Source organism: Bradyrhizobium sp. AS23.2, assembly GCF_001908185.1.
Classification (GTDB): Bacteria; Pseudomonadota; Alphaproteobacteria; order Rhizobiales; family Xanthobacteraceae; genus Bradyrhizobium.
In genome coordinates this window covers 1-20,379 of sequence record NZ_LGHM01000090.1, presented here as the reverse complement: position 1 = coordinate 20,379, position 20,379 = coordinate 1, and the positions used below count along the sequence as shown (strand labels likewise).

Annotated in this window: 17 protein-coding genes and 1 pseudogene; 9 read left to right on the top strand and 9 right to left on the bottom strand. The window is 63.4% G+C overall.

Going from position 1 to position 20,379, the window contains the following annotated elements; genetic code table 11:
* Position 1: 1 nt before the first annotated feature.
* The 6 genes from AC630_RS19975 to AC630_RS19950 are packed head-to-tail and all read right to left on the bottom strand — an operon-like array spanning position 2 to position 7,530.
* On the bottom strand, positions 2 to 1,204 hold the full coding sequence (locus AC630_RS19975; protein ID WP_074120188.1) for an ABC transporter substrate-binding protein: 1,203 nt from the start codon (positions 1,202 to 1,204) through the stop codon (positions 2 to 4).
* Positions 1,201 to 2,850: an acyl-CoA carboxylase subunit beta gene (locus AC630_RS19970; protein WP_074120187.1), complete on the bottom strand. Its 1,650-nt coding sequence runs from the start codon at positions 2,848 to 2,850 to the stop codon at positions 1,201 to 1,203. Before AC630_RS19970 ends, AC630_RS19975 begins: the two co-directional genes overlap by 4 nt.
* Positions 2,847 to 3,620, bottom strand: coding sequence for an ABC transporter ATP-binding protein (locus AC630_RS19965; RefSeq protein ID WP_074120186.1), 774 nt, complete (start codon positions 3,618 to 3,620; stop codon positions 2,847 to 2,849). The genes AC630_RS19970 and AC630_RS19965 overlap by 4 nt, the downstream gene beginning before the upstream one ends.
* Entirely contained in the window at positions 3,617 to 5,404 is a 1,788-nt protein-coding gene (locus AC630_RS19960; RefSeq protein ID WP_074120185.1) for a branched-chain amino acid ABC transporter ATP-binding protein/permease, read from the bottom strand. Before AC630_RS19960 ends, AC630_RS19965 begins: the two co-directional genes overlap by 4 nt.
* 1 nt (position 5,405) lies before the next feature.
* Positions 5,406 to 6,284, bottom strand: coding sequence for a branched-chain amino acid ABC transporter permease (locus AC630_RS19955; RefSeq protein ID WP_074120184.1), 879 nt, complete (start codon positions 6,282 to 6,284; stop codon positions 5,406 to 5,408).
* A gap of 10 nt (positions 6,285 to 6,294) precedes the next feature.
* Positions 6,295 to 7,530: an ABC transporter substrate-binding protein gene (locus AC630_RS19950; RefSeq protein ID WP_074120183.1), complete on the bottom strand. Its 1,236-nt coding sequence runs from the start codon at positions 7,528 to 7,530 to the stop codon at positions 6,295 to 6,297.
* Positions 7,531 to 7,708: 178 nt separating this feature from the next.
* Here AC630_RS19950 and AC630_RS19945 point away from each other — a divergent pair, with 178 nt between their 5' ends.
* Genes AC630_RS19945 through AC630_RS19925 form a run of 5 tightly spaced genes read left to right on the top strand, consistent with a single transcriptional unit; the run spans position 7,709 to position 13,011 of the window.
* Positions 7,709 to 8,314 carry a TetR/AcrR family transcriptional regulator gene (locus AC630_RS19945; protein WP_167561245.1) on the top strand — a complete coding sequence of 202 codons (606 nt, stop codon included), beginning with the start codon at positions 7,709 to 7,711 and terminating at the stop codon, positions 8,312 to 8,314.
* 55 nt (positions 8,315 to 8,369) lie between these two features.
* Entirely contained in the window at positions 8,370 to 10,001 is a 1,632-nt protein-coding gene (locus tag AC630_RS19940) for an AMP-binding protein (RefSeq protein WP_074120203.1), read from the top strand.
* On the top strand, positions 9,998 to 11,515 hold the full coding sequence (locus AC630_RS19935) for an acyl-CoA carboxylase subunit beta (protein WP_074120181.1): 1,518 nt from the start codon (positions 9,998 to 10,000) through the stop codon (positions 11,513 to 11,515). The genes AC630_RS19940 and AC630_RS19935 overlap by 4 nt, the downstream gene beginning before the upstream one ends.
* 11 nt (positions 11,516 to 11,526) lie before the next feature.
* Positions 11,527 to 12,741, top strand: coding sequence for a CaiB/BaiF CoA transferase family protein (locus AC630_RS19930; RefSeq protein ID WP_074120180.1), 1,215 nt, complete (start codon positions 11,527 to 11,529; stop codon positions 12,739 to 12,741).
* Positions 12,742 to 12,789: 48 nt separating this feature from the next.
* Positions 12,790 to 13,011 (top strand): biotin/lipoyl-binding carrier protein, encoded by a 222-nt coding sequence (locus AC630_RS19925; protein WP_074120179.1) that lies wholly within the window; start codon positions 12,790 to 12,792, stop codon positions 13,009 to 13,011.
* A gap of 91 nt (positions 13,012 to 13,102) precedes the next feature.
* Here AC630_RS19925 and AC630_RS47830 read toward each other — a convergent pair whose 3' ends face one another.
* Together AC630_RS47830 and AC630_RS19920 are read right to left on the bottom strand one after the other, a co-directional pair.
* The gene (locus AC630_RS47830) at positions 13,103 to 13,225 is read right to left on the bottom strand and encodes a hypothetical protein (protein WP_283808441.1); all 123 of its coding nucleotides are present in this window, start codon (positions 13,223 to 13,225) and stop codon (positions 13,103 to 13,105) included.
* Positions 13,226 to 13,970: 745 nt separating this feature from the next.
* A pseudogene (locus AC630_RS19920) lies at positions 13,971 to 14,408 on the bottom strand (ATP-binding protein); the annotation flags it as partial.
* 3 nt (positions 14,409 to 14,411) lie between these two features.
* On the opposite strand from AC630_RS19920, the gene AC630_RS48085 reads away from it, so the two are divergent.
* The 4 genes from AC630_RS48085 (at position 14,412) to AC630_RS44005 (ending at position 16,071) form a co-directional block, all read left to right on the top strand.
* Positions 14,412 to 15,125, top strand: a complete 714-nt coding sequence (locus AC630_RS48085) for a sensor histidine kinase (RefSeq protein ID WP_349538923.1) — start codon at positions 14,412 to 14,414, stop codon at positions 15,123 to 15,125.
* A 66-nt stretch (positions 15,126 to 15,191) separates the two neighbouring features.
* On the top strand, positions 15,192 to 15,362 hold the full coding sequence (locus AC630_RS45530) for a hypothetical protein (RefSeq protein ID WP_167561244.1): 171 nt from the start codon (positions 15,192 to 15,194) through the stop codon (positions 15,360 to 15,362).
* A gap of 41 nt (positions 15,363 to 15,403) precedes the next feature.
* Positions 15,404 to 15,760 carry a hypothetical protein gene (locus AC630_RS19910; protein WP_208867033.1) on the top strand — a complete coding sequence of 119 codons (357 nt, stop codon included), beginning with the start codon at positions 15,404 to 15,406 and terminating at the stop codon, positions 15,758 to 15,760.
* 86 nt (positions 15,761 to 15,846) lie between these two features.
* Complete coding sequence (locus tag AC630_RS44005) at positions 15,847 to 16,071, top strand: hypothetical protein (RefSeq protein ID WP_143198173.1); 225 nt, start codon at positions 15,847 to 15,849, stop codon at positions 16,069 to 16,071.
* Between the two features lie 458 nt (positions 16,072 to 16,529).
* Here the strand turns inward: AC630_RS44005 and AC630_RS19905 are convergent, their stop codons facing one another.
* Positions 16,530 to 19,856: an adenylate/guanylate cyclase domain-containing protein gene (locus tag AC630_RS19905; RefSeq protein ID WP_074120177.1), complete on the bottom strand. Its 3,327-nt coding sequence runs from the start codon at positions 19,854 to 19,856 to the stop codon at positions 16,530 to 16,532.
* Between the last annotated feature and the right edge of the window lie 523 nt (positions 19,857 to 20,379).

Below are 20,379 nucleotides of genomic sequence, written 5' to 3'. Positions count from 1 at the left end.
CTCAGATCGCGCGTTTGCGGAACACGGCCATCGCCTTGGGGTCGCGGCCCGACAACAGCGTCGCCATCGTCATGTCTTCGATCGAAATCGCGGCATGATTGGTCGGCGTGAAGCTCAGGTTTCCGAGCAGGCCCTTGTAATCCTTGGTCGCGTCCATCGCGCGCTTGACCTTTTCAGGCTCGAAGGATTTCTCCGCCTCGATCGCCGCGCGCACCATGTAGAGGAAGTCGTAGAAGGGTGAGGCGGCGACATTGACGCCGGTCTCCTTGGTCTCGGGGAAGGCGCTCGCCTTCCTTGCGAACTCCTTCTGCCTGCTGCCGATGTCTTCCCTGTCGGTCCAGGTCAGCGTCTTGTAGTAGGTGCCGGCTGCATTCTGCAGCGCTTCCGAAGGCACGAGATCGAGCAGCGAATCCGCGAACAGCGAGCTGTGGCCGGCGATCGCCGGATAGTATTTCTGGCCGTGCATGGAGTTGAAGCCCTTGGCCGTGATCGGCGTCGAGCCGGTCCAGAACAGCACGCCATCGGCGCCGGCCTTGCGAAGATTTCCAACGTAGCCGTTCAGGTCGGGCGCCGTGATCGGGAACACCTCGACGCCGACGGGCGCTAGGCCAAGCTTCTTCAGGATGGTCTGGCAAGCGGCGACGACCTGCTCGCCATAGGCGGTGTTCTCCTGGAGGATGCCGATCTTCTTCAGTTTCAGCGTTTCGACGAGGTAGCGCGAGGCCATCTCCGCCTGCAGATCGGAATTGAAGGTGCATTGATAGTGCCAGGGATAGCGCGTGCCATCTCCGGCCTCCGAGGCGATGGCGTACATGGTGGTGATGGTCTTCGACGCCGTCGTGACCGCAAGCGCAGCCAGCGACTGGCTCGAACCGGTGGGGCCGCAGATGTAGCGGACGCCGCCTTCCTGAAGCTTCTTGATGACCGCGGGTTCGCGCGCGGGGGAAGCCTCGTCGTCCTCTTCCTGGCGCGCGATCTTCCGGCCCATCACGCCACCGGCGGCATTGATCTCGTCAATCGCGATCAGCCCGCCGATGTAGAGCGGTGCGTAGGAGGAGGCGAGCCGGCCGGTTGTCGGTCGCACCCAGCCGATATTGAAGGCATCGTCCGCCGCGAAGGCCGGCCGAACGAGGGGGCCTGCGCCAAGGGCCGCCATGCCGCCGAGAAACAGGCGGCGATCGAGAGTGTTGCGTCGGATCGTCATGGCATTCCTCCCAGTGTCTTCTTGTTTTTTCCGTGCGGCTGGCGCGTGGCGCAGCGCTCCGGCACTAGATCGGCGGGATCGATCGGAACTTTGGGGGGGTGATCGGGCTCGCGCCGGGACGGCGCCTGCTCGAAGATCTCGATGATGCGCCGGCGTGTTGTGCGCGGATCGATCACGTCGTCGACGCCAAATCCCTCGGCCGCATGGATGGAGCCGGTCTGCGCACGCGTCTCCTCGATCATCTCCTGCCTGCGGGCCTGGGGATCGGGGGCCGACATGTAGTCTTTCCGGAACGCCACGTCGATTGCACCCTCGATCGACATCGCGCAGATCTGCGCCGAGGGCCAGGCAAAGGAGGCGTCGGAATCGAAGGCGCGACCGCCGTTCATGGCGAAATAGCCGAGGCCAAAGCCCTTGCGGATCACCACAGAGACGCGCGGCACGCTGGCGTGGCCCCATTCGTAGATGAGCTTGGCGCTGCGGCGCCCGAGCGTGGTGCGTTCCGCGGCAGAGCCGATATAGAAGCCGGGCACGTCGATCAGCGAAATCAGCGGCAGACCGTAGGCATCGCAGAGGGCAATGAAGTGCGCGCCCTTTTCGCAGGCGTTGGCATCGAGGATACCGCCGGTCCGCATCGGCTGGTTCGCGATGAAGCCGACGGGCCGTCCGCCCAGCCGCGCGAAGGTCGTGATGATGTTGGCGGCAAAGGTCGGCTTTATCTCGAACGGGCTGCCGACATCGGCGATGCCGCTGATGATCTGGCGCATGTCGTAGGCGCGTCGCGTCGATGGCGGCACGATGTCGAGCAACGCATCGTCGCCGCGATCGGAGGGATCGTCGGTCGCGACCAGGGGCAGGGGCTTGCGGGCGTTCCCGGGCAGGTAGGACAGGAAGCGCCTTGCCGCAGAAAACGCTTCTTCCTCGCTGGCGACGCCGAGATCGGCGAGGCCCTGCTTGTCCACCTGGACCGCGGCACCGCCGAGCGTTTCCTGGTCGGTCTCTTCGCCGGTCCCGGCTTTCACGAGCGCCGGCCCTGCAAGGCCCATCACGGACTGGCCGCGCACCATGACGACGAGATCGGCAAGGCCGGCATAATTGGTCGGCCCGGCAAAGCCGGCGCCCAGCATCAGCGCGACCATCGGAATCCAGCCTGAGGCCCGCGCGAGGTCGTGAAACATGCTGTTGGCCTGGGCAAAGTGCCGCGAGTTCTGTCCGCCCTGGATCCGGTGACCGCCGCCGTCGAGCATCATAACCATGGGGATGCCGCGGCGGATCGCGATCTTCACCATGCGATGCGTCTTGGCGCTTCCGAGCTTGCCGATGCTGCCGCCGAACACGCTGAAATCCTGTGCGAAGACGGCGACAGGCCGCCCGTCGATGCGCGCGGTGCCCGTGACGACGCCGTCGGCTGGCGACTTGTCCCGCGGGTGTGGCTGGCCTGCTTCCGGCTCTTCCGAGGCGAGCGCGCCGATCTCATCGAACGTGCCGGGATCGACAAACATTGCGATCCGCGCCCGCGGCGACATGCGGCCGCGTTCGGCAAGCCGCTTCATCGCTTCGGGGCGCGCCTCGTCCATCAACTGGGCGCGCTCGTGCTCGATCGCTTCGAGGATTTGCCGCTGTCCGGCGTCCGGATGGAGTTTCATGATCCGCTCTGTCGTGGTTCAGGATGATGGGGCGCGCCGTGCTCGCCCATGAACGCGGCCTGCAAGGCATCTCCGGCCGCGATCTCGGCAGCTGGTCCGCTGGCGATGACGCGCCCGTTCTGCATGACATAGGCGTCGTCGGCGATCTCGAGTGCGTGCTCCACCAGCTGCTCGACAAGGAGGATGGCGACACCCTGCGCCCGCAGCGCGAGGATGGCGGCAAACACCTGGTCCACCAGCACCGGCGCAAGGCCGAGCGAGGGCTCATCGAGCATCAGTAGCTTCGGCTCGCGCATCATCGCCTGGGCAATGGCGAGCATCTGTTGCTGGCCGCCGGAAAGGCTGCCGGCCGGCAAGTTCATCTTCTCCTGCAGGATAGGAAAGAGCTGGTGGATACGGTCGACGCGCCGATCATGCTCCTGCTCTGTCAGGCGTAGCGCATAGCGTCCGAGCTCGATATTGTCGGCGACGCTCTGGCGTCGAAACAGCCGCCGGCCTTCCGCGACGTGGAGCAGGCCGGCATCGACGATGGCATTCGGCCGCGCGGTCGTGATGTCGCGGCCGTCGAAGGTCACCTTGCCCGCAGTCGGGCGATTGAGGCCGGACAGGGCACGGAGCAACGTCGACTTGCCGGCGCCATTTCGGCCAACCAGCACGACAATGCGTCCCTGGCGAACGTCGATGGAAACGCTCTCCAGTACGCGGACGTGGCCATACCCTGCGTCGACATTGGTGGCCGAGAGAAGCGGCAAGGAGACCGTCGCCTTCATGCGGGAACTCCAGCTTTCAGCGCCCGCTCGCCCATATAGGCCCGCATGACGCGTTCGTCGTTGAAGACCGCGGCCGGCTTGCCCGCGGCGAGCACCGTGCCGCGATCGAGGACGGTCACGTGGGTTGCGACGTTGGCGACGAGATCGAGATGGTGCTCGACGATGACGATCGTCGCACCGAGCCCGCAGATGCGCATGATCAGCCGCTCGAGCCTCTCCAGTTCGGACATCGAAAGTCCCGCCGCAGGCTCGTCGAGCAGGATCAGCCGTGCGCCACCCATCATGGCGCGGGCGATCTCGATCAGCCGCTGCTGGCCGTGCGGGATCTCGCCGGCCTCGATGTCGGCGCGGTCGGCGACGCCGACGAATTGCAGGAAGCCGAGCGCTTCCTGCCGCAAGCGGCGCGCTTCCGCGCGCGCAAATGGAAGGCGCAGCGCCGTCGAAAGCAGCCCGGCACGCTCGCGCGTGTACGCCCCGAGCATGACGTTGTCGAGCGCCGTGAGGTCGGCGATGAGGCGCGGGGTCTGGAAGGTGCGCCCGACGCCGCGTGCGGCGATCCGTTGTGCGCCGGATCCAAGCGCCTCGACGTCGCCGATCTTCACGCTGCCGGCGTCGGGCACGTAGTATCCGCTGGCGAGATTTAGCAGCGTCGTCTTGCCGGAGCCGTTCGGGCCGACGATCGCATAGCAGCTTCCGGCGGGAACAGAGAGATCCACGCCGTCGAGCGCCTGAACGCCGCCGAATTGCTTGCGCAGTCCGGAGATCACGAGGCCGAGGCCCGCGATCGGAGGATGCTCCCGGGCATGGGAACTGTCCGCAGCAGCGCTTGCCTTTGCAGGGGATGGCGCAAAGCGCCGCCAGGCCTGCCGCAGCGCGCCGTACAGGCCATGCGGCGCGAACAGCATCAGGCCAAGCAGCATGCCGCCGTAAATCAGCATGCGCCAGCTTTGCAGGCCGGCCAGCAATTCGGGGATCAGGAAGAAGACGAGCGCGCCGATGATGGGCCCCCACAGGGTGCCGAGGCCGCCGAGCACGACGGTCAGCAGGAAGAAGATCGAGAAATCCGCGGTAAAATCATCAGGCGTGACGACCGTCTTCTGCACGGCGAAGAAGGCGCCGGCGATACCCGCGAGGGCGGCCGAAATCACGAAGGCAACGAGCTTGGTCCGCTGCGGCGAGGCGCCGACCGCCAGCGCCGCCGGCTCGACGTCGCGCACAGCGACGAAGGCACGCCCGAAGCGCGAGTGGACGACATTGCGCACGAGGATGAAGGCGATGACCGTGACTGCGACCACGGTATAGTAGAGCGGCCGTGGGCCGAACTCGTAGCCGAACGCCGAGGGCGGCGGCACGCCGACGACGCCGGCAAAGCCCTTTGTGAGCCAGCGCCATTCGACGATCATCTTCTCGAAGACGAGCGCGAAGGCGAGCGTGATGAAGGCAAAGTACCAGGTATTGAGCCGGAAGGCGGGCAGGGCCGCCAGCACGCCGAGCCCGGCAGCCAGCACCATCCCGACCACGGCCGCGGCCCAGAACGGCCAATGATGATCGACCGTCAGCAGCGCGACCGAATAGGCGCCGATCGCGACGAAGGCAGCGTGCCCGAGCGAGACCTGTCCGGCATAGCCGGCGAGCAGATTGAGACCGATTGCCGCGATGATGTAGATGCCGAGCTGCGTCGCGACGAACAACGCATAGGAATTGGCGCCGACAAAGGCGGGGAGGGCCAGCGCAACGCCGAGTGCGGCGGCTTGCGTGGTGAAGGGGATGACGGCACGCGACATGTCAGACCGTCCGCGCGTTCGGGCTGCCGAATAACCCCTCCGGCTTCAACAGCAGGACGGCCAGCACGACGATAAAGATCACCGCTTCCTGGTAGCCGGGCGACAGCAGGGAGGCGCCGACCGCTTCCGTCACGCCGATGACGTATCCGGCAATCAGAGCCCCGCGGTTGTTGCCGATCGACCCGACCGCAGCGGCTGCGAAGCCCTTGAGCAGCAAGTCCGGTCCAAGAGAGGTCGACGCATAGAGAATAGGCGCGGCGAGAACGCCGGTCATGGCTGCGAAGGCTGCACCCAGGAAGAAGGACCAGCGGCCGAGGCTGCCGGGATCGATGCCGCGCAGCAGGGCAGCCTCGCGATCTTCGGCGACCGCCATGACGGCCTTGCCTTTGAGGGTGCGGTACACCCTCTCGACGATAGCGACGAGAACCAGCGTCACGAGGACGAGCGCGATCTCGTAGGACGAGATGCGCGATGCGCCGATGTCGAGCGAATCCATGCTGAGCAGTGCGGGCGGCTTGACCAGGATCGGATCGGGTCCCCAAAAGCGTCCGACGAGATTAGAGATGATCAGGGAGGTCGCGAGCGTCGTGATGACCCAGCCTGTTCCCGTCTGCGACCGCGCGAGGATGGGAGCAACCGCGATACGCTCCTCGACTAGCCCGATGCATCCGACGGCAACGAGCGTTCCCGCGAAGGCGACCAGCCAGGGCATGCCTGCGAGCGAGGTGAGGCTCGCAAAGATCATCGCGCCGAGCATCACAAGCTCGCCCTGCGCGAAATTGAACACGTTCGTGGGCCGGTAGAGAATGTTGAAACTCACGGCGACCAATGCATAGAGGCTGCCGGCGACTATTCCATGCGCGAGGACGTCGATATCCATCGGCCTGCCTTCACTGACCGGCCGCGCGGGCGCGCAGGCAACCCATGGCGCGCGGATCCTGTCCCGACGCCACCGATACGAGCACGACGTCCTTTGCCCCGATCCCCGAATGGTTTTCAGGCGTGAAGGAAATGTCGCCCAGCAGGCCCTTGTGGTTCTTGAGACTATCGAGCCCGCGCTTTATGGCTTCGGGCTCGAAGCTCTTTTCCGACTCGATCGCTGCCTTCAGGCAATAAAGAAAATCGTAGTAGGGCGCGGCGGCGACGTTGACCTCGTAGCCCTTCGATTCCGGGTATTGCGCAAGCTTCTTGGCGAACTCGAGCTGCCGCGTCCCGGGTTGCTCCGTGTCGGTCCAGGTGAAGTTGCGATAGTAGGTCGCAAACACGTTTTTCACGGCCTCGGCCGGCACGAGATCGAACAGGGCCGGCAACATCAGGCCACTGTGACCAGTGACCGGCGGGAACCACTTTAGCGTCTTCATGGCGTTGAAGATCATCGCGGCATTGGGGACGTTCGCGATCCAGCCGATTACGCCGTCCGCGCCTGATTTCTGCAGGTTGGCGATGTAAGCCGACAGATCGGGCGCGGAGATCGGATAGACCTGCTCGCTGACCGGCGTGAGGCCGAACTTCTTCTGCAGGATGGCTTTTGTTGCGGCTGTTCCCTGCTCGCCGAAGGCCGTGTTTTCCTGGAGGATGCCGATCTTCTTCAGACCCAGCGTGCGGACCATGTATTCGACGCAGACGTCGGCCTGCTGATCGGTGTTGAACATGATCTGGTAGTGATAGGGATATTTGCGGCCATCGCCGGCTTCCGCGGCGGCCGCATAGGTCGCCTGGATGGTCTTCGCTGATGTCGTGGCTGCGATCGACGCAAGGGATTGCGAGCTGCCGGTGGGTCCGACAAAACATCCGATATCCTGTTCGCGCAGCTTGCGCACGATGCCGGGTTCCTTCGCCGGTGACGCCTCGTCATCCTCTTCGACGCGCGCGATCTGGCGACCCAGAATGCCGCCGGCGGCATTGATTTCATCCACAGCAATGAGGCCGCCGAAATAGAGAGGGGCAAAGGACGAGGCGAGACGGCCCGTCGTCGGCCTGATCCAGCCGACCTTGAAAGCTTGCTGTTGTTGCGCAAATGCGGGGCCGGCAAACGAGGCAACGCCGAGCTGTGCAGCGAGGCGCAGCAGCGCGCGCCTGTCGATTACGTTGCGGGCAAGCAAAGGGATTGCGGGCGTCGAGCGCATGCGTTTTCATCTCCCGGATGAGCGGCTCTTGTGTCGGCCGCAATTTGGGGTAATCATAATACTTGTTGACCGACCAGCAAGTAGATTATTAACTTCGGGCATGGTTTCTCCAGCGCCCCAACTCAAGACAAAGCCTGCATCGCGGCAAGACGAGCGGCGGCGTGCGTCAGATGCGCGCATGCTACGCGCGGCGATGTCGATCATCGCGCAGAAGGGCGCTGCGGGTGCGACGCTGGCCGAGATCGGCGTCGCCGCGGGTTTCAGCCGTGGGCTTCCGGCAGAGCGCTTCGGCACGAAGTTCGCGCTTCTGAATGCGCTGATGGATTTCATGGAAGGCTGGTTTGCCGAGCGCCTGCGCACGGCGATCGGCGACAAGACGGGTCTCGATGCCGTGCAGGCGCGGATTGATGCGCATGTGGATAGTGCCTGCGCGAGCCCCGTGGCGACCGCGGCGCTCTATTCGCTGTTCGTCGAATCTCTCTGCGCCATACCGGAGTTGCAGCCGCGCACGCGTGGCATCAGCGCCAGCTTCCATGACGGCTTTCGCAGGCACCTCGAGCAGGCGCGCCGCAGCGGTGAGCTTCGCGAAGGGGTCGATTGTTCGAAGATGGCCAATATCCTGGTCGGCATGCTGCGAGGCCTGATCATCCAGTCGCTGCTCGAGGGCGATGCCAGGAGTCTCGCAACGAATCGTGCGCAGATCCACGCATTCATTGACGCGGGCTTGCGCAAGCGTCTGAACGGTGCGGGAGGACACGCTTCCGGCCGCCGGAAGAACGACTGACGGCGTTCGCGCCGAAATAAACGACCGCCTGAAGGCGGCGCAATGGGAGGCGCCAATGAGTGGCGACAACGATCGGCTGTCCCCATCGGACAGATACGTGCTGCGCAATCTCCTCGACCGCCACGCGCGCGAGCGGGGCGACAAGACGTTCATCGTGCTGTCGACGGGAGAGGAGTGGACCTACACGCGGCTGCGTGAAAACGTGCGCCGGGTCGCCGCCAGCCTCCAGGCGCTCGGCGTGAAGCAGGACGATTTCGTCCTGTCCTGGCTCCCCAACGGTCCGCATGCGATCGCCGTCTGGTTCGCGCTGAACTACATCGGCGCTGTCTATGTGCCGGTGAATATCTCCTATCGCGGCCGGCTACTTGCCCATGTGATCAAGAATTCCGGCGCGCGGCTGATGATCGCCGATGCACGGCTTGCCGAGCGGCTCACCGAGGTGGAGACGGCCGCGCTCGATACGCTCGTCGCGGTATCAGGGAGCCCGCCGCCGGGCCTGAGCGGAATCCGCGGCCTGACCGAAGATGCGCTTGCCTCTGCGACGAGCGAGCTTGCTGATCCGTCCCGCGCCATCATGCCCTGGGATACGCATGCGGTCATCTACACGTCAGGCACCACGGGCCCCTCGAAAGGCGTGCTGTCGTCCTACCGCCATCTGGCGGCGACGACGGAGGCGATCGATACCGTGACGTCGGACGACCGCGCGCTGGTCAACCTGCCTTTGTTCCATGTCGGCGGCACCAGCGGCGTGTACCGCATGCTGGTACGAGGCGGCTCTGTCGCGCTGGTCGAGGCGTTTGATACGCAGACCTTCTGGGACACGGTGCGCAGGACCGGCGCCACCACGATGACGCTGCTCGGCGCGATGATTCCGTTCCTTATGAAGGCGCCGCCAACCTCCCGCGACCGCGATCATTCGTTCCGGCAGGCGATCATGGTGCCGCTGGCCGACGACGCGGCGGAGTTCACCGCCCGCTTCGGCGTCGACATCTATACGGTCTTCAACATGACCGAGATTTCGTGCCCGATCGTGTCGGTGCGGAATCCCGATGTGCTCAAGACCTGCGGGCGGGTCCGCGCCGGCTTTGAAGCCCGGGTCGTCGACGAGAACGATGTCGAGGTGCCGCATGGCACCGTCGGTGAGTTGATGGTCCGGGCCGATGAGCCCTGGACGATGAACCACGGCTACAACGCCAATCCGGAGGCGACCGCGCGCGCCTGGCGCAACGGCTGGTTCCACACTGGGGACGCGTTTCGCCGGGACGAGGCGGGCAATTTCTTCTTCGTCGATCGCATGAAGGACGCCATTCGCCGTCGCGGCGAGAATATCTCCTCCTTCGAGGTCGAGGCGGAAATCGGGGCGCATCCGAAGGTGCGCGAGAGTGCCGTCGTCGGCGTTCCCAGCGAGTTCGCTGAAGACGAGGTCATGGCGGTAATCTCACCGGTGCCCGGCGCCGACATCGACCCGCTCGAGATCATCTCGTTCCTGACGCCGCGTCTGCCGCACTTCATGGTGCCCCGCTACATCCGCTTCCTGGCGGAGTTGCCGAAGACGCCGACGCAGAAGATCGAAAAGCACGCGCTGCGCTCGGAAGGCGTGACCGGCGACACGTGGGATCGCGAGCAGGCGGGCATCCGCCTCAAGCGCGAAAAATTGACCGCCGGAGATTTGAAGGTCGCACGATGAGAGACGATACGAAATTGCGGGCTGATCTCAGGCTCGTCCTCGATGCCCAGGCCGAGCGTCTCGACGCCGCGCGTCCCGGTGCGGTTGCGCGCCAGGAAAAACGAGGACGCTGGACCGCGCGCCGGGCCGTCGAGGCCATCGCAGACCAGGACAGCTTCGTCGAATATGGCGGGCTGGTGCGTCCTGCGACAAAGGGTATGGAAGGCGCGGCCGACGGGCTAGTGATGGGGACGGCAAAGGTCGGCGGGCGGCCGGTCGATATGGTCCTCTACGATTATTCGGTCTATGCCGGCACGCAGAGCGCGATGAACCATGCGAAGATCTCGCGCATGTTCATGCATGCCGAGAAGCACCGGTTGCCGGTGGTCTGCTGGCTCGATGGTGGTGGCGCACGTCCACACGACATGCACGTCACCGCCAGGCCTTCGACGCCGACGTTCGTCGTCTTCGCCCGTCTTTCCGGCCTTGTGCCGACGGTCGGCATCTCGCCCGGCCGCGCGTTCGCGGGTCACGCCAACCTGGCCGGCCTGTGCGATGTCCTGATCGCCACTGAGGATTCGGCCATGGGCATGGCGGGTCCGCCACTGGTCGAAGCCGCGCTCGGCAAGAAATACACGCCCGAAGAGATCGGCCCGGCGTCGGTGCACTGGGCCTCGGGCGTGATCGACATCCTCGTCAAGGACGAGGCCGAGGCCATCGCGGCAGCGAAGAAATATCTCGGCTATTTCGACATGCAGCAGCCGGCGGGCGAAGCGTCGGACCAGACAGTGTTGCGTGATATGGTGCCCGAAAATCCGCGTCGAGCCTACAACGTCCGCACGGTGATCCAGGCGCTTTGCGACATCGACAGCGTGATGGAGGTCAAGGCGGGCTACGGCAAGGCGGCGGTGACGGCGTTCGGTCGCATTGCAGGCCGCACGGTCGGAATTGTGGCCAATCAGCCGATGTATCTGGCCGGCGCGATGGATACGCCAGCCTGCCTGAAGATGGCCCGTTTCATCCAGATCTGCGATGCTTTCGATATCCCACTCGTCGTCCTCTGCGACACGCCCGGCCTGATGGTCGGGCCAGAAGTGGAAAAGACCGGGCTGATGCGTCACAGCGCGCGCGTGCTGTCGGCGCTCGCCAACGCTACCGTGCCGGTGCTGACGGTCGTGCTGCGCAAGGCCTACGGCCTCGGCTACTACATCATGGGTTCGCGCCCGCTCGAGCCGGCAATCCTTGTCGCCTGGCCCACCGCCGAGTTCGGCGGCATGGGCCTCGAAGGTGCAGTCAATATCATCTACGCGAAAGAACTCGAAGCTGCGGCGACTCCGGAGGAGCGGACCGAATTGCACGCCAGCCTGACCGCGGAGCTGAAGCGCTCGAACACGGCGGTCGAGAGCGGCGCCAAGTTCCTCTACGACGATGTGATCGATCCCGCGGACACGCGCGACATCCTCGTCAAGACGCTGGAGACGCTTCCACAGCCCGCGCCGCGCGCGATGCGCAAGCGCGTCATCGAGCCGTTCTGAAGGCCGGTGGGATGTGCGAGCGCGAGGTCGAGACGCCGCTGACGGATCTGCGTGTCGTCGATTTTACCCATTTCATCGCCGGGCCGTTCTGCACGATGATCCTCGCCGATTTCGGCGCCGAGGTGATCAAGATCGAATCGCCCGATGGGGGCGACGGATTCCGGCAATATCCACCGCACCGTGACGGCGAGGGCGCACCCTATCTGTGGACCAACCGTAACAAGGACAGCGTCGCGCTCGACCTGAAGACCGAGGCCGGACGCCAGGTCGCTCTCGAGCTTGCGGACAAGGCCGACGTCGTCGTCGAGAATTTCTCGGCCGGCGTCATGCAAAGGCTTGGTCTCGACCATGCGACGCTCAGAGAGCGCAACCCGGGCCTGATCTATTGCTCGATCTCGGCTTATGGCCGCAGCGGTCCGTTCGCCGATCGCCTCGGCTTCGATCCGATCGCGCAGGCCGAGAGCGGCTTCATCTCGATGAACGGGCGCCCGGACGACGAGGGAACGCGGGCCGGATCGTCGATCATGGACATGGCAACGGCGATGCTCTCCTGCAACGCCATCCTCGCGGCGCTGCACGCACGTGCGCGGACCGGCAAGGGGCAGCTGATCGAGACCAATCTGCTAGGTGCGGCCGTCAACATGCTCGGCAATTTTCACATGGGCTATCTCATGTCGGGCGTCAGCCCGAAGCGGTTCGGAAATTGGCAGGTGACTGCGGTAGCGGTTGGTTCCTTCGCGACCATGACAGGACCACTCTACATTGCCTGTGCGAACGACGGCACATTCAGGCGATTGATGCGGGATGTGCTGAAGAGTCCGCACCTCGCCGACGACGAGCGCTTTCGGACCAGCGCCAGCCGCCGCGCCAACAACGAAGTGCTCAAGGAGATCATCAGCAACGCACTGTCCCAGGGAAGCCGTGAAGACTGGCTGAGCGCGATGCAACGAGTGGGCGTTCCTGCCGCTGCGGTGCGCAGTGTCGGTGAAGCCCTAGAATCGGACGAGGTGCGCGCGCTGGATATCCTCGGTGAGGCCCAGCATGAGAAGCTCGGCAACATCCCCAATGTCGGATTGCCGATAAAATTCTCGGAGACGCCGATGCGCAAGCCGTCCGGTGCCCCGCTGCTGGGATCGCAGACCATGGACGCGCTCCGGCGCGTGCTGAACTGCAATGAGGAGCGGCTGGCGAAACTTGCCCGCGTGGGCGCCTTCGGCAGCAAATGATCGAACATCTGAATGAGTAACGTTGAGAAAACAGAAAGGTATTCTGGAATGGCAAAGCTGGAAGCAAAATCCGAGGTCAGCGGTTTCGTTTGGAAGGTGGAGACCGAGCTGGGCAAGCGCGTCGCAAAGGGTGACACGCTCATCCTGATCGAGTCTATGAAGATGGAAATTCCAGTCTTGGCGGAAGCGGATGGCGTGGTGGTGAAAATCGCCGTCGAAGAGGGGGCAGCCGTCAACGAGGGCAACACGGTCGCCGTCCTGGAGGTCTGAGACATCCAGCGAGCGGGAGGTGAAGTCCGCTTTCACGCGAGCCCGCTCACGCTAAGGCTTTGCGACTCGATTATTTTCGGCGTCAGGTGTCTCAGCTCTTGCCGTTAAAGCGCTCGAGCGTCATGAACTTCTTGACGGCCAGGTTGGTATTAATGAGGCTGGCCGTCAGCAGTCCAGGATTGCGGAAGTCCTTCAAATTGGCGGCCTGACGCATGATGTTCTCGCGTGTCAGGTCGTCGCGGCACTGAAACAGCAGCTGTCTGGCTGAAATCCTCGGCCGCGATGACTGTCGAGGCCTTGGCGCCGAGGACGGCTATTACGAGAACCTACCGCAGCGATAAGCTCATATCGGGGTCTGCAAGGCACCGCCGATCTTTGGGATGATGGGAGCGAAAGTGCCTCAGGCCATTTACATTATCTTCGCGAATGAGGAAGAGCCAAAACGAACAAGCGCCGTGGCTCGCGCGCAGTGGCGTTATCGGCGATCTATCGATATTCTGATCGAATTAAATTCCCGGCTGACCGCGCGTTCAACCCACCGCTAAGTCCGTCGCTGTCGGCCATCCGCCATTCTATTCAGACTGGCGCGGAGAGTTCGCTAGGTGCGGAGAAGCCATCCATTAGCTCGGTTCTTCCATAACAACGCATACGCGAACGCCGATCGGTAGTCGGGTCGACCGCGAGAGACAACCCGACGCATAAGCGTCGATAACGTCCGATTGTCTAAGGCTAGGACCCCTCTCGATGCGAACCAGACATTTCGCCCAACCGCCCGGCCGCCCGCGACCGTCACCGCGTGTCAATCGGCGTTCGAATTTGCCCCCTCATCGGCGTCCAATTTTTGACCCCTTTGCGCGGCGGGGTTTGCTGGTAGCGCGCTCGTCTCGTCGGAGCTGGCCGGGATAGCGGAGACGAGACGAGCGCGGGTGGCGTGATCGTCGTCTCGGCTTTTGAACCGCCAGCTGTCGTTGCCGGTGGGCGAAGGGCAGATATCCGAGTTCGTCCAGAACGATGAAGTCCATCCCGGTCAGATGCTCGGCGAGCCGGCCCTGCCGTCCGTTGCGGGTCTCGGTCTCGAGGCGATTGACGAGGTCGACCACGTTGTAGAAGCGGCTACGGGCACCAGATCGGATGCAGCTTCTGGCGATGGCAATGGCCAGGTGGGTTTTGCCGGTGCCGGTGCCGCCAACCAGCACGACGTTGCGCTGCTGAGCTATGAAGCCGCCGCCGGCGAGATCATTGACGAGCGTCTGGTTGATCGGCGTGCCGTCGAACTGGAAGTCGGCAATGTCCTTGGCAAGCGGGAGCTTGGCAATGGTGAGCTGGTACTTGATCGACCTGGCTTGCTTCTCGTTGATCTCGGCGTTGAGCAGATCGCCGACGATGCGCTGGGGTTCGTCATGAGGTCAATCAGCCCATTGGGGCGCTGGTCACCAACGCGCAAGCCGCGTTGCGCCTTCTTAGCGCTCCGAGGGTGGAGAGTACGACAGATCGCCAATGACATCGTGAAAGATGGGAATCGAGCGAGCGAGATCATCAGCCGCATCCGTAATCTCATCAAAAAAGCGCCGCCCCGACGGGATCATTGGGAGATTAACGCAGCGATTCGCGAAGTGATTGAGCTCACCCGTGGCGAAGCGGTGAAGAGCCGCGTGTCTGTCCAGACAGAGCTCGCGGACGGCTTACTGCTCATTCGAGGAGACCGGGTCCAACTGCAACAGGTGATCCTTAACTTGATCATCAACGCCGTCGAGGCAATGAGTGGCACGAGTGAAGACGCGCGAGAATTGCACATCAGCGCCGGAAAAGCCAACTCGGGTGGCGTGCTCGTCTCGGTCCGGGATTCGGGTCCGAGACTGGCCTCGGCGAGTTTCGATCGCCTCCTTGAGCCCTTCTACACGACCAAGCCGAATGGCTTGGGGATGGGGCTCACGATCTGCCGTTCGATCATCGAAGCACACGGCGGACGATTGTGGGTAAGCGCAAACGTACCAAGTGGCGCCATCTTTGAATTCACATTGCCCGCCCTGCACCTGCGCCGACGCTGTCCAGGCCAAGCCCAGAACGGCGGCCCCCGCACCAGCATCTGCCAGGCGCCCAGGCAGGGAAAGTGACCGCAATTGGGTGAGCTGGCTCCAAATCGCATTCGACCAGCTGCCCGCGAGCCGCGCGAGGGATTTATGACGGTCCGGGTCTCACAACGAGGCAAGGAATATTTAGAAACAGCACAGACTTTGCTCCGCGCCGCCAAAACCATGACCGACGCAGCGATTGCGGGTCAGTTTAAGGCTCTTGCCGACGACTACCAGCGGCGAGCTGAGAAGGCTTCTCATGTTGATGCGGATGGATGAATTTCCTGACTGCACAGAGAGATTCCGGGATTGGGTGTGAGATGAACAATCACATTTGGCATGCAACGCTTGTTGTATTCACTGTCATGCCGCCGATTTCTACGATCGGTCACGCGCGCGCCCACGATCATCAGGACCCTGCGTTGAACAGTTGGTATGAGAGCTTGCACAGCGGCAAAGGGCCCTGCTGCGATGGCAGCGATGCGAAGCGCGTTGATGACGCCGATTGGGAAACTAAGGATGGTCACTATCGCGTACGCATCGATGGCGAGTGGGTTGATGTTCCGAACGACGCTGTCGTGGATGGACCGAACCGCGCTGGCCGTACGATGGTCTGGCCTTACTACCTAAATGGCCACCCGAAGGCGCGCTGCTTCATGCCGGGAAGCATGGGCTGATCGCGAGCGCAGAGCGATCAGCAGTTCCCGCCCACTAGCTCCAACTCGTCCGATGCAGTGCATTGCTTCGCATAAGGAGGCGCCAAATGACAACTGGAAGATGGAATGGCCGCAACAGGATCACCAAAGAAATTCGCGAGCAAATCCTGTATGCTTATCTAGGCGATCCAATCAAAGGAACCGAACTTGCGATGAGCAACGGACTAACGGCCGCATACGCACACAAGCTTGCTTATGAGCGTGGGTTATTGCCAACTCGCGATGAAAAGCTGCTTGGGCGCAGCCATTCAGCGAGATTGGCATCAACATGATTGTCCTCACTCCAAAAACAAAGGCAATGCCTTGAGGCCGTCAGGGGCCAAGTGTGGTTCGCAAATGTCCCAACGCTACGCAGGCTCGCGGATCGTACTTCAATGAGGGCGATTACCACGATTCATCGCAGCCTACAAAAGCTGGGGCAGCGCGGAGCTATCCGCCGCGTGCCAAATGAGCGGCGGACCTCCACCGCAACGAGAACTAAAGGAGTGAGGCCGCCTCAGTTGACGGTCTCTTTCACTTCGAATGTCATCTGTTGGCCCTTCGCGCCATTTCGTTGGCACGCAATAAGCCGGTCGGTATCGGGGAAGAGCAGACATCGAACACAAGCCGAGCCCGCAGAGTCGGTCGCGAATGACCCTGACCGGACATCGTTGAAAAATGCGTGCGGTTCTAAACCACCTGCCGCCGCCGGCGACGAGCAGCTATCCTGCCACGCAAGAGGTGAACTGCATCAGGCCAGCCGGTCAAGCAGCGCCTTAGCGTCCCGCAGGACCGGCGTGTCGAAGCCTTCGGTGAACGAGCCATACACCAGCGCGAGGAGGTCGTGAGCTTCCGTGCACTTGCCTTGGTCACGCCACAGGCGGGCGAGGCTGGTCGCAGCGCGCAGCCCAAACGTCTTCGCGCTCTGGCGCTCCGCCACAGCGAGCGCTCGATGATAATTCTGCTCCGCAGCGCCGTGGTCGCCTCGCGCATTCATCATATCGCCTCGAAGTCGATGTAGCTCGACCTCACCGCACCGCTCTTGGGTCGTCTCGATGATCTGCGCAGCCTCGACGAGGCACTTCTGCCCCTCCTGCAGATGCCCGACCTTGGCGTGAGCCTCAGCGAGAAAGCAGAGCGCACGCGGCGTGTGCACGACGGCTCCGGCAGCACGAAGCTCCGAGAGCCCCCTCGCGAGCGCCGCGAGGCCATCCTGCGCCTGTCCAAGTGCTGTCAATGACCGACCATGCTGAAGGAGTCCGACGCCCAACCAGAGCGGAAAACCGTGCTCGTTCGAGAGAGCCACCAGCTCCTCCGCGTGCCGCCGTGCGTCATGCAGCAAGCCGGCGGCCGCCTCCACCGCACACACCTTGCTCAACACAAAAGCGACCGTGAACGGATGGTTGAGTCCGCGGGCTTCCGACAACGCCTCGTCAATGCGCGCGCGTCCCTGATCGATGTGGCCCAGAAACGCCGATGTCAACGCCAAGTGACCCAGGCTCGCCGCGTGCGGATCGGCCACCGCTATGGCGGCGCAAATCGCGCGAGCGGCCGGATCTCTCAAACCAACACACAGATCGAGAAGGGCGCGCGCTGTCACAAACTCCCCGCGAAAGTAGCAACTGGCGCCATGGATATAGTGACCCAGCAGCAGAGTAACTTGATCTTTTCTTGTCTCGCCCAATTTCTCCATCTGCTCTGCAAGGGACACCGCCAGCTCGTGCTCGGCCCGAACCATATGGAAACCCCATTGGAAATAGAGCAGCGGAGCGAGACGATCCGGTCGATCGAACCGCTCAGCGAGCGCTCGCGCCCTGACGAGGGTGTCGGCCACCACCGGCGCCGAATACCCATTAGCTGCCATCAGGGCCCGCCCGAGCGCAATTTGCAGGTCGAGCTCGTGCTGCACCGGCCGGGACTCCTCGGGCATGTTCGCCAGCAATTCCAGACCCCTCCGCAACTGCGCCACCGCTTCCGTCATCGCCGACCGCGCGACCGCCTGCTGGCCGGCCTTGAGCCAGTAGCCGACCGCCTTCTCGTTGAAGCCTGCCTCGGCACAATGGCGGGCCATGAGTTGCGGCTGAGCGGCCACGATTTCAGGGAACTGGCTCTCCAGCGTCGTCGCAATGCGGGCATGGATCTGCTGGCGTCGACCGCGCAGCAGGGTGCTATAGGCTGCGTCCTGTACCAGCGCGTGCTTGAAGGTGTACTCTGCATCGGGCGGGGTGCCCCGCTGGAAGACCAACTCGGCGTCTACGAGCCGCGCCAAGGCCCCGTTAACCTGTTGCTGCGGCATGGCCGCGACGGCGCTGATCAGCTCATGCGAGAACGACCGTCCGAGGGCCGCTCCGATCTGCGCCATCTCGCGCACGGGTGCCAAGCGATCGAGCCGTGCCAGGAGCGAGGCTTGGAGCGAGGTAGGGATAGCAAACCGAGGCACGGGCCCCCGTGCATCAAAGCGATCGCCGGCGTCGGTCAGCATGCCGCTCTCGATCACCGTCTTGGTCAATTCCTCGATGAACAGCGGTACGCCATCGGTCCGCTCGATGATTTGTTCGGCGATCTCGCGGGGCAACGGCTTGCCGCCGGTCACCCGCGTGATCATCTCGGCGCGCTGTCGACGCGCCAGACGACTGAGGCTGATCATTGTCACGTGCGAGCGCCCGATCCAGGCCGGCGCGAACTCCGGCCGAAAAGTGATGATCAGCAAGACCCGGAGGGTGGCCACCCGGTCGACGATGAGGTCCAACAGGTCGAGCGAGGTGGGGTCGATCCAGTGCACGTCCTCGAACACCATCAGCACGGGCCGGCGTGCCGCCAGTCCCTCGAGCTGGGCCAGGAGCGCCCGAAGCGTCTTCTCCTTGCGCTTCTGCGGGGTGAGGCTAAGCGGGGGATAGCGATTGCCGATCGGCACGGACAGCAGGTCCGCGATCAGAGGGACGGCCTCGCCGAGGTCAGCGTTTGCCTCCGCGAGCAACGCCTCGAGCTTGTCCAACCGTTGTTGGTCCGTATCGTCACGCCGGAATTCCGCTGCCCGCCCGAGCTGTGAGATGGTCGGGAAAAGCGCGCTGTCCTGGTGGTGCGGCGAGCAGAAACGGCGCAAGCTGATGTGTGGATCATCGCTCAGCCGCTCCAGCGCGGTCTCGGCGAGGCGCGATTTGCCGATGCCGGGCTCACCCGATATCAGCACGACCGAGCCGTCGCCGCGTTTTACCTGCTGCCAGCGGCGCATCAGCAGCTCGATCTCCTCATCGCGGCCGAGCAGTGGCGTTCTCGCTACACGCAAGGCCTCGAAGCGGCTATCGACCGCGCTCGCACCGATGACACGCCAGACCGGCACCGGGTCGCTGAAGCCTGTGATGGACACGCTCCCGAGAGCGAGATACTCGAACAGTCCACCGACGTGGCGGCGGGTGCTGCCGTCGATAACCACCGTATCCGGCTCGGCCAGCGCCTGAAGCCGCGAGGCCAGATTGGGGGTCTCACCGACCACCTCATGTTCCTGCGACGCGCCCTCTCCGATGAGATCACCGACGATCACCAAACCAGTGGCAATGCCAACGCGCACTCGCAATCTTGCCTCCGGGCCGGCATCGAGTCCTGCCACGGCCGCGACCAATGCCAGCCCGGCGGATACCGCGCGCTCGGCGTCGTCTTCATCCGCCCGCGGATAGCCGAGATATGCGAGCACGCCGTCGCCCATGTATCTGGCGACGAAACCGCCAAACTTCTCGATTTGCCCGGCACAGCAGCGGTGGTACGCGCCAATGATTTCCCGCAAGTCCTCAGGGTCGAGCCTTGTCGAGAGCGCTGTCGAGCCAACAAGATCAGCGAACATCACCGTGAGCTGACGTCTCTCGGCCTCAGTCCGAGGAGAAGGCGCAGGTCTCGGTCCGGCCTCTTCGAGCTCCGCAATCGCACGCAATATCTTCCTGCGATGGCCGAGCGAGACACCGATTTTTTCGAGGTCATGGTCGGTCAGATCGCGCAGAACGCTTGGATCAATGTCGTTCTCGGCGAAGCGCTGCGCGTATTGCCCCAGGCCAAGCTTCTCGAGCCACTCCGCAATCTGCTGCATTGGCTCCACCCGACATCAGGTTGGCGGTTGGCCGAATTTTGGACCACGGCGAAGAAACGTTATCCTAATGTTTCCGGGATAGCACGTCTTGCTCGCAGCATTCGCCCGCGTCGGCCTTCGATTATTTGCCAAGGTGGTGCGTCAGTACGGATGTTCGCTACCAAGAAGCGCATGACATGATGAGAACAACCGTACGCGCCCGATTTCGGCAGCAAGCAACGTTGCGCGACCAGACCAATGTGACCGGCACCGGCGACTAATTGAGCGGGTCCATGAGCCGGCGACAAAGGATTGCGTGACGTCCGGTTCTGGCCCCAAGCAGCGGTTGGGGAATGTCTGCTATTCCACCGCTGTTAGGGGATAATATTCCACCGCTGTTAGGGGATAAGCAGACATCCGCCGAGCGGCCCAAAGATGACGCGAGTGACCCTGGCTGTGTAAAAACGCGAACTCCGGCGGATGGCGGAGAATCTACTTCTCAGATCACGCGGCACCGAAGCTCTGTATCCTCTTCGCAGTCTCA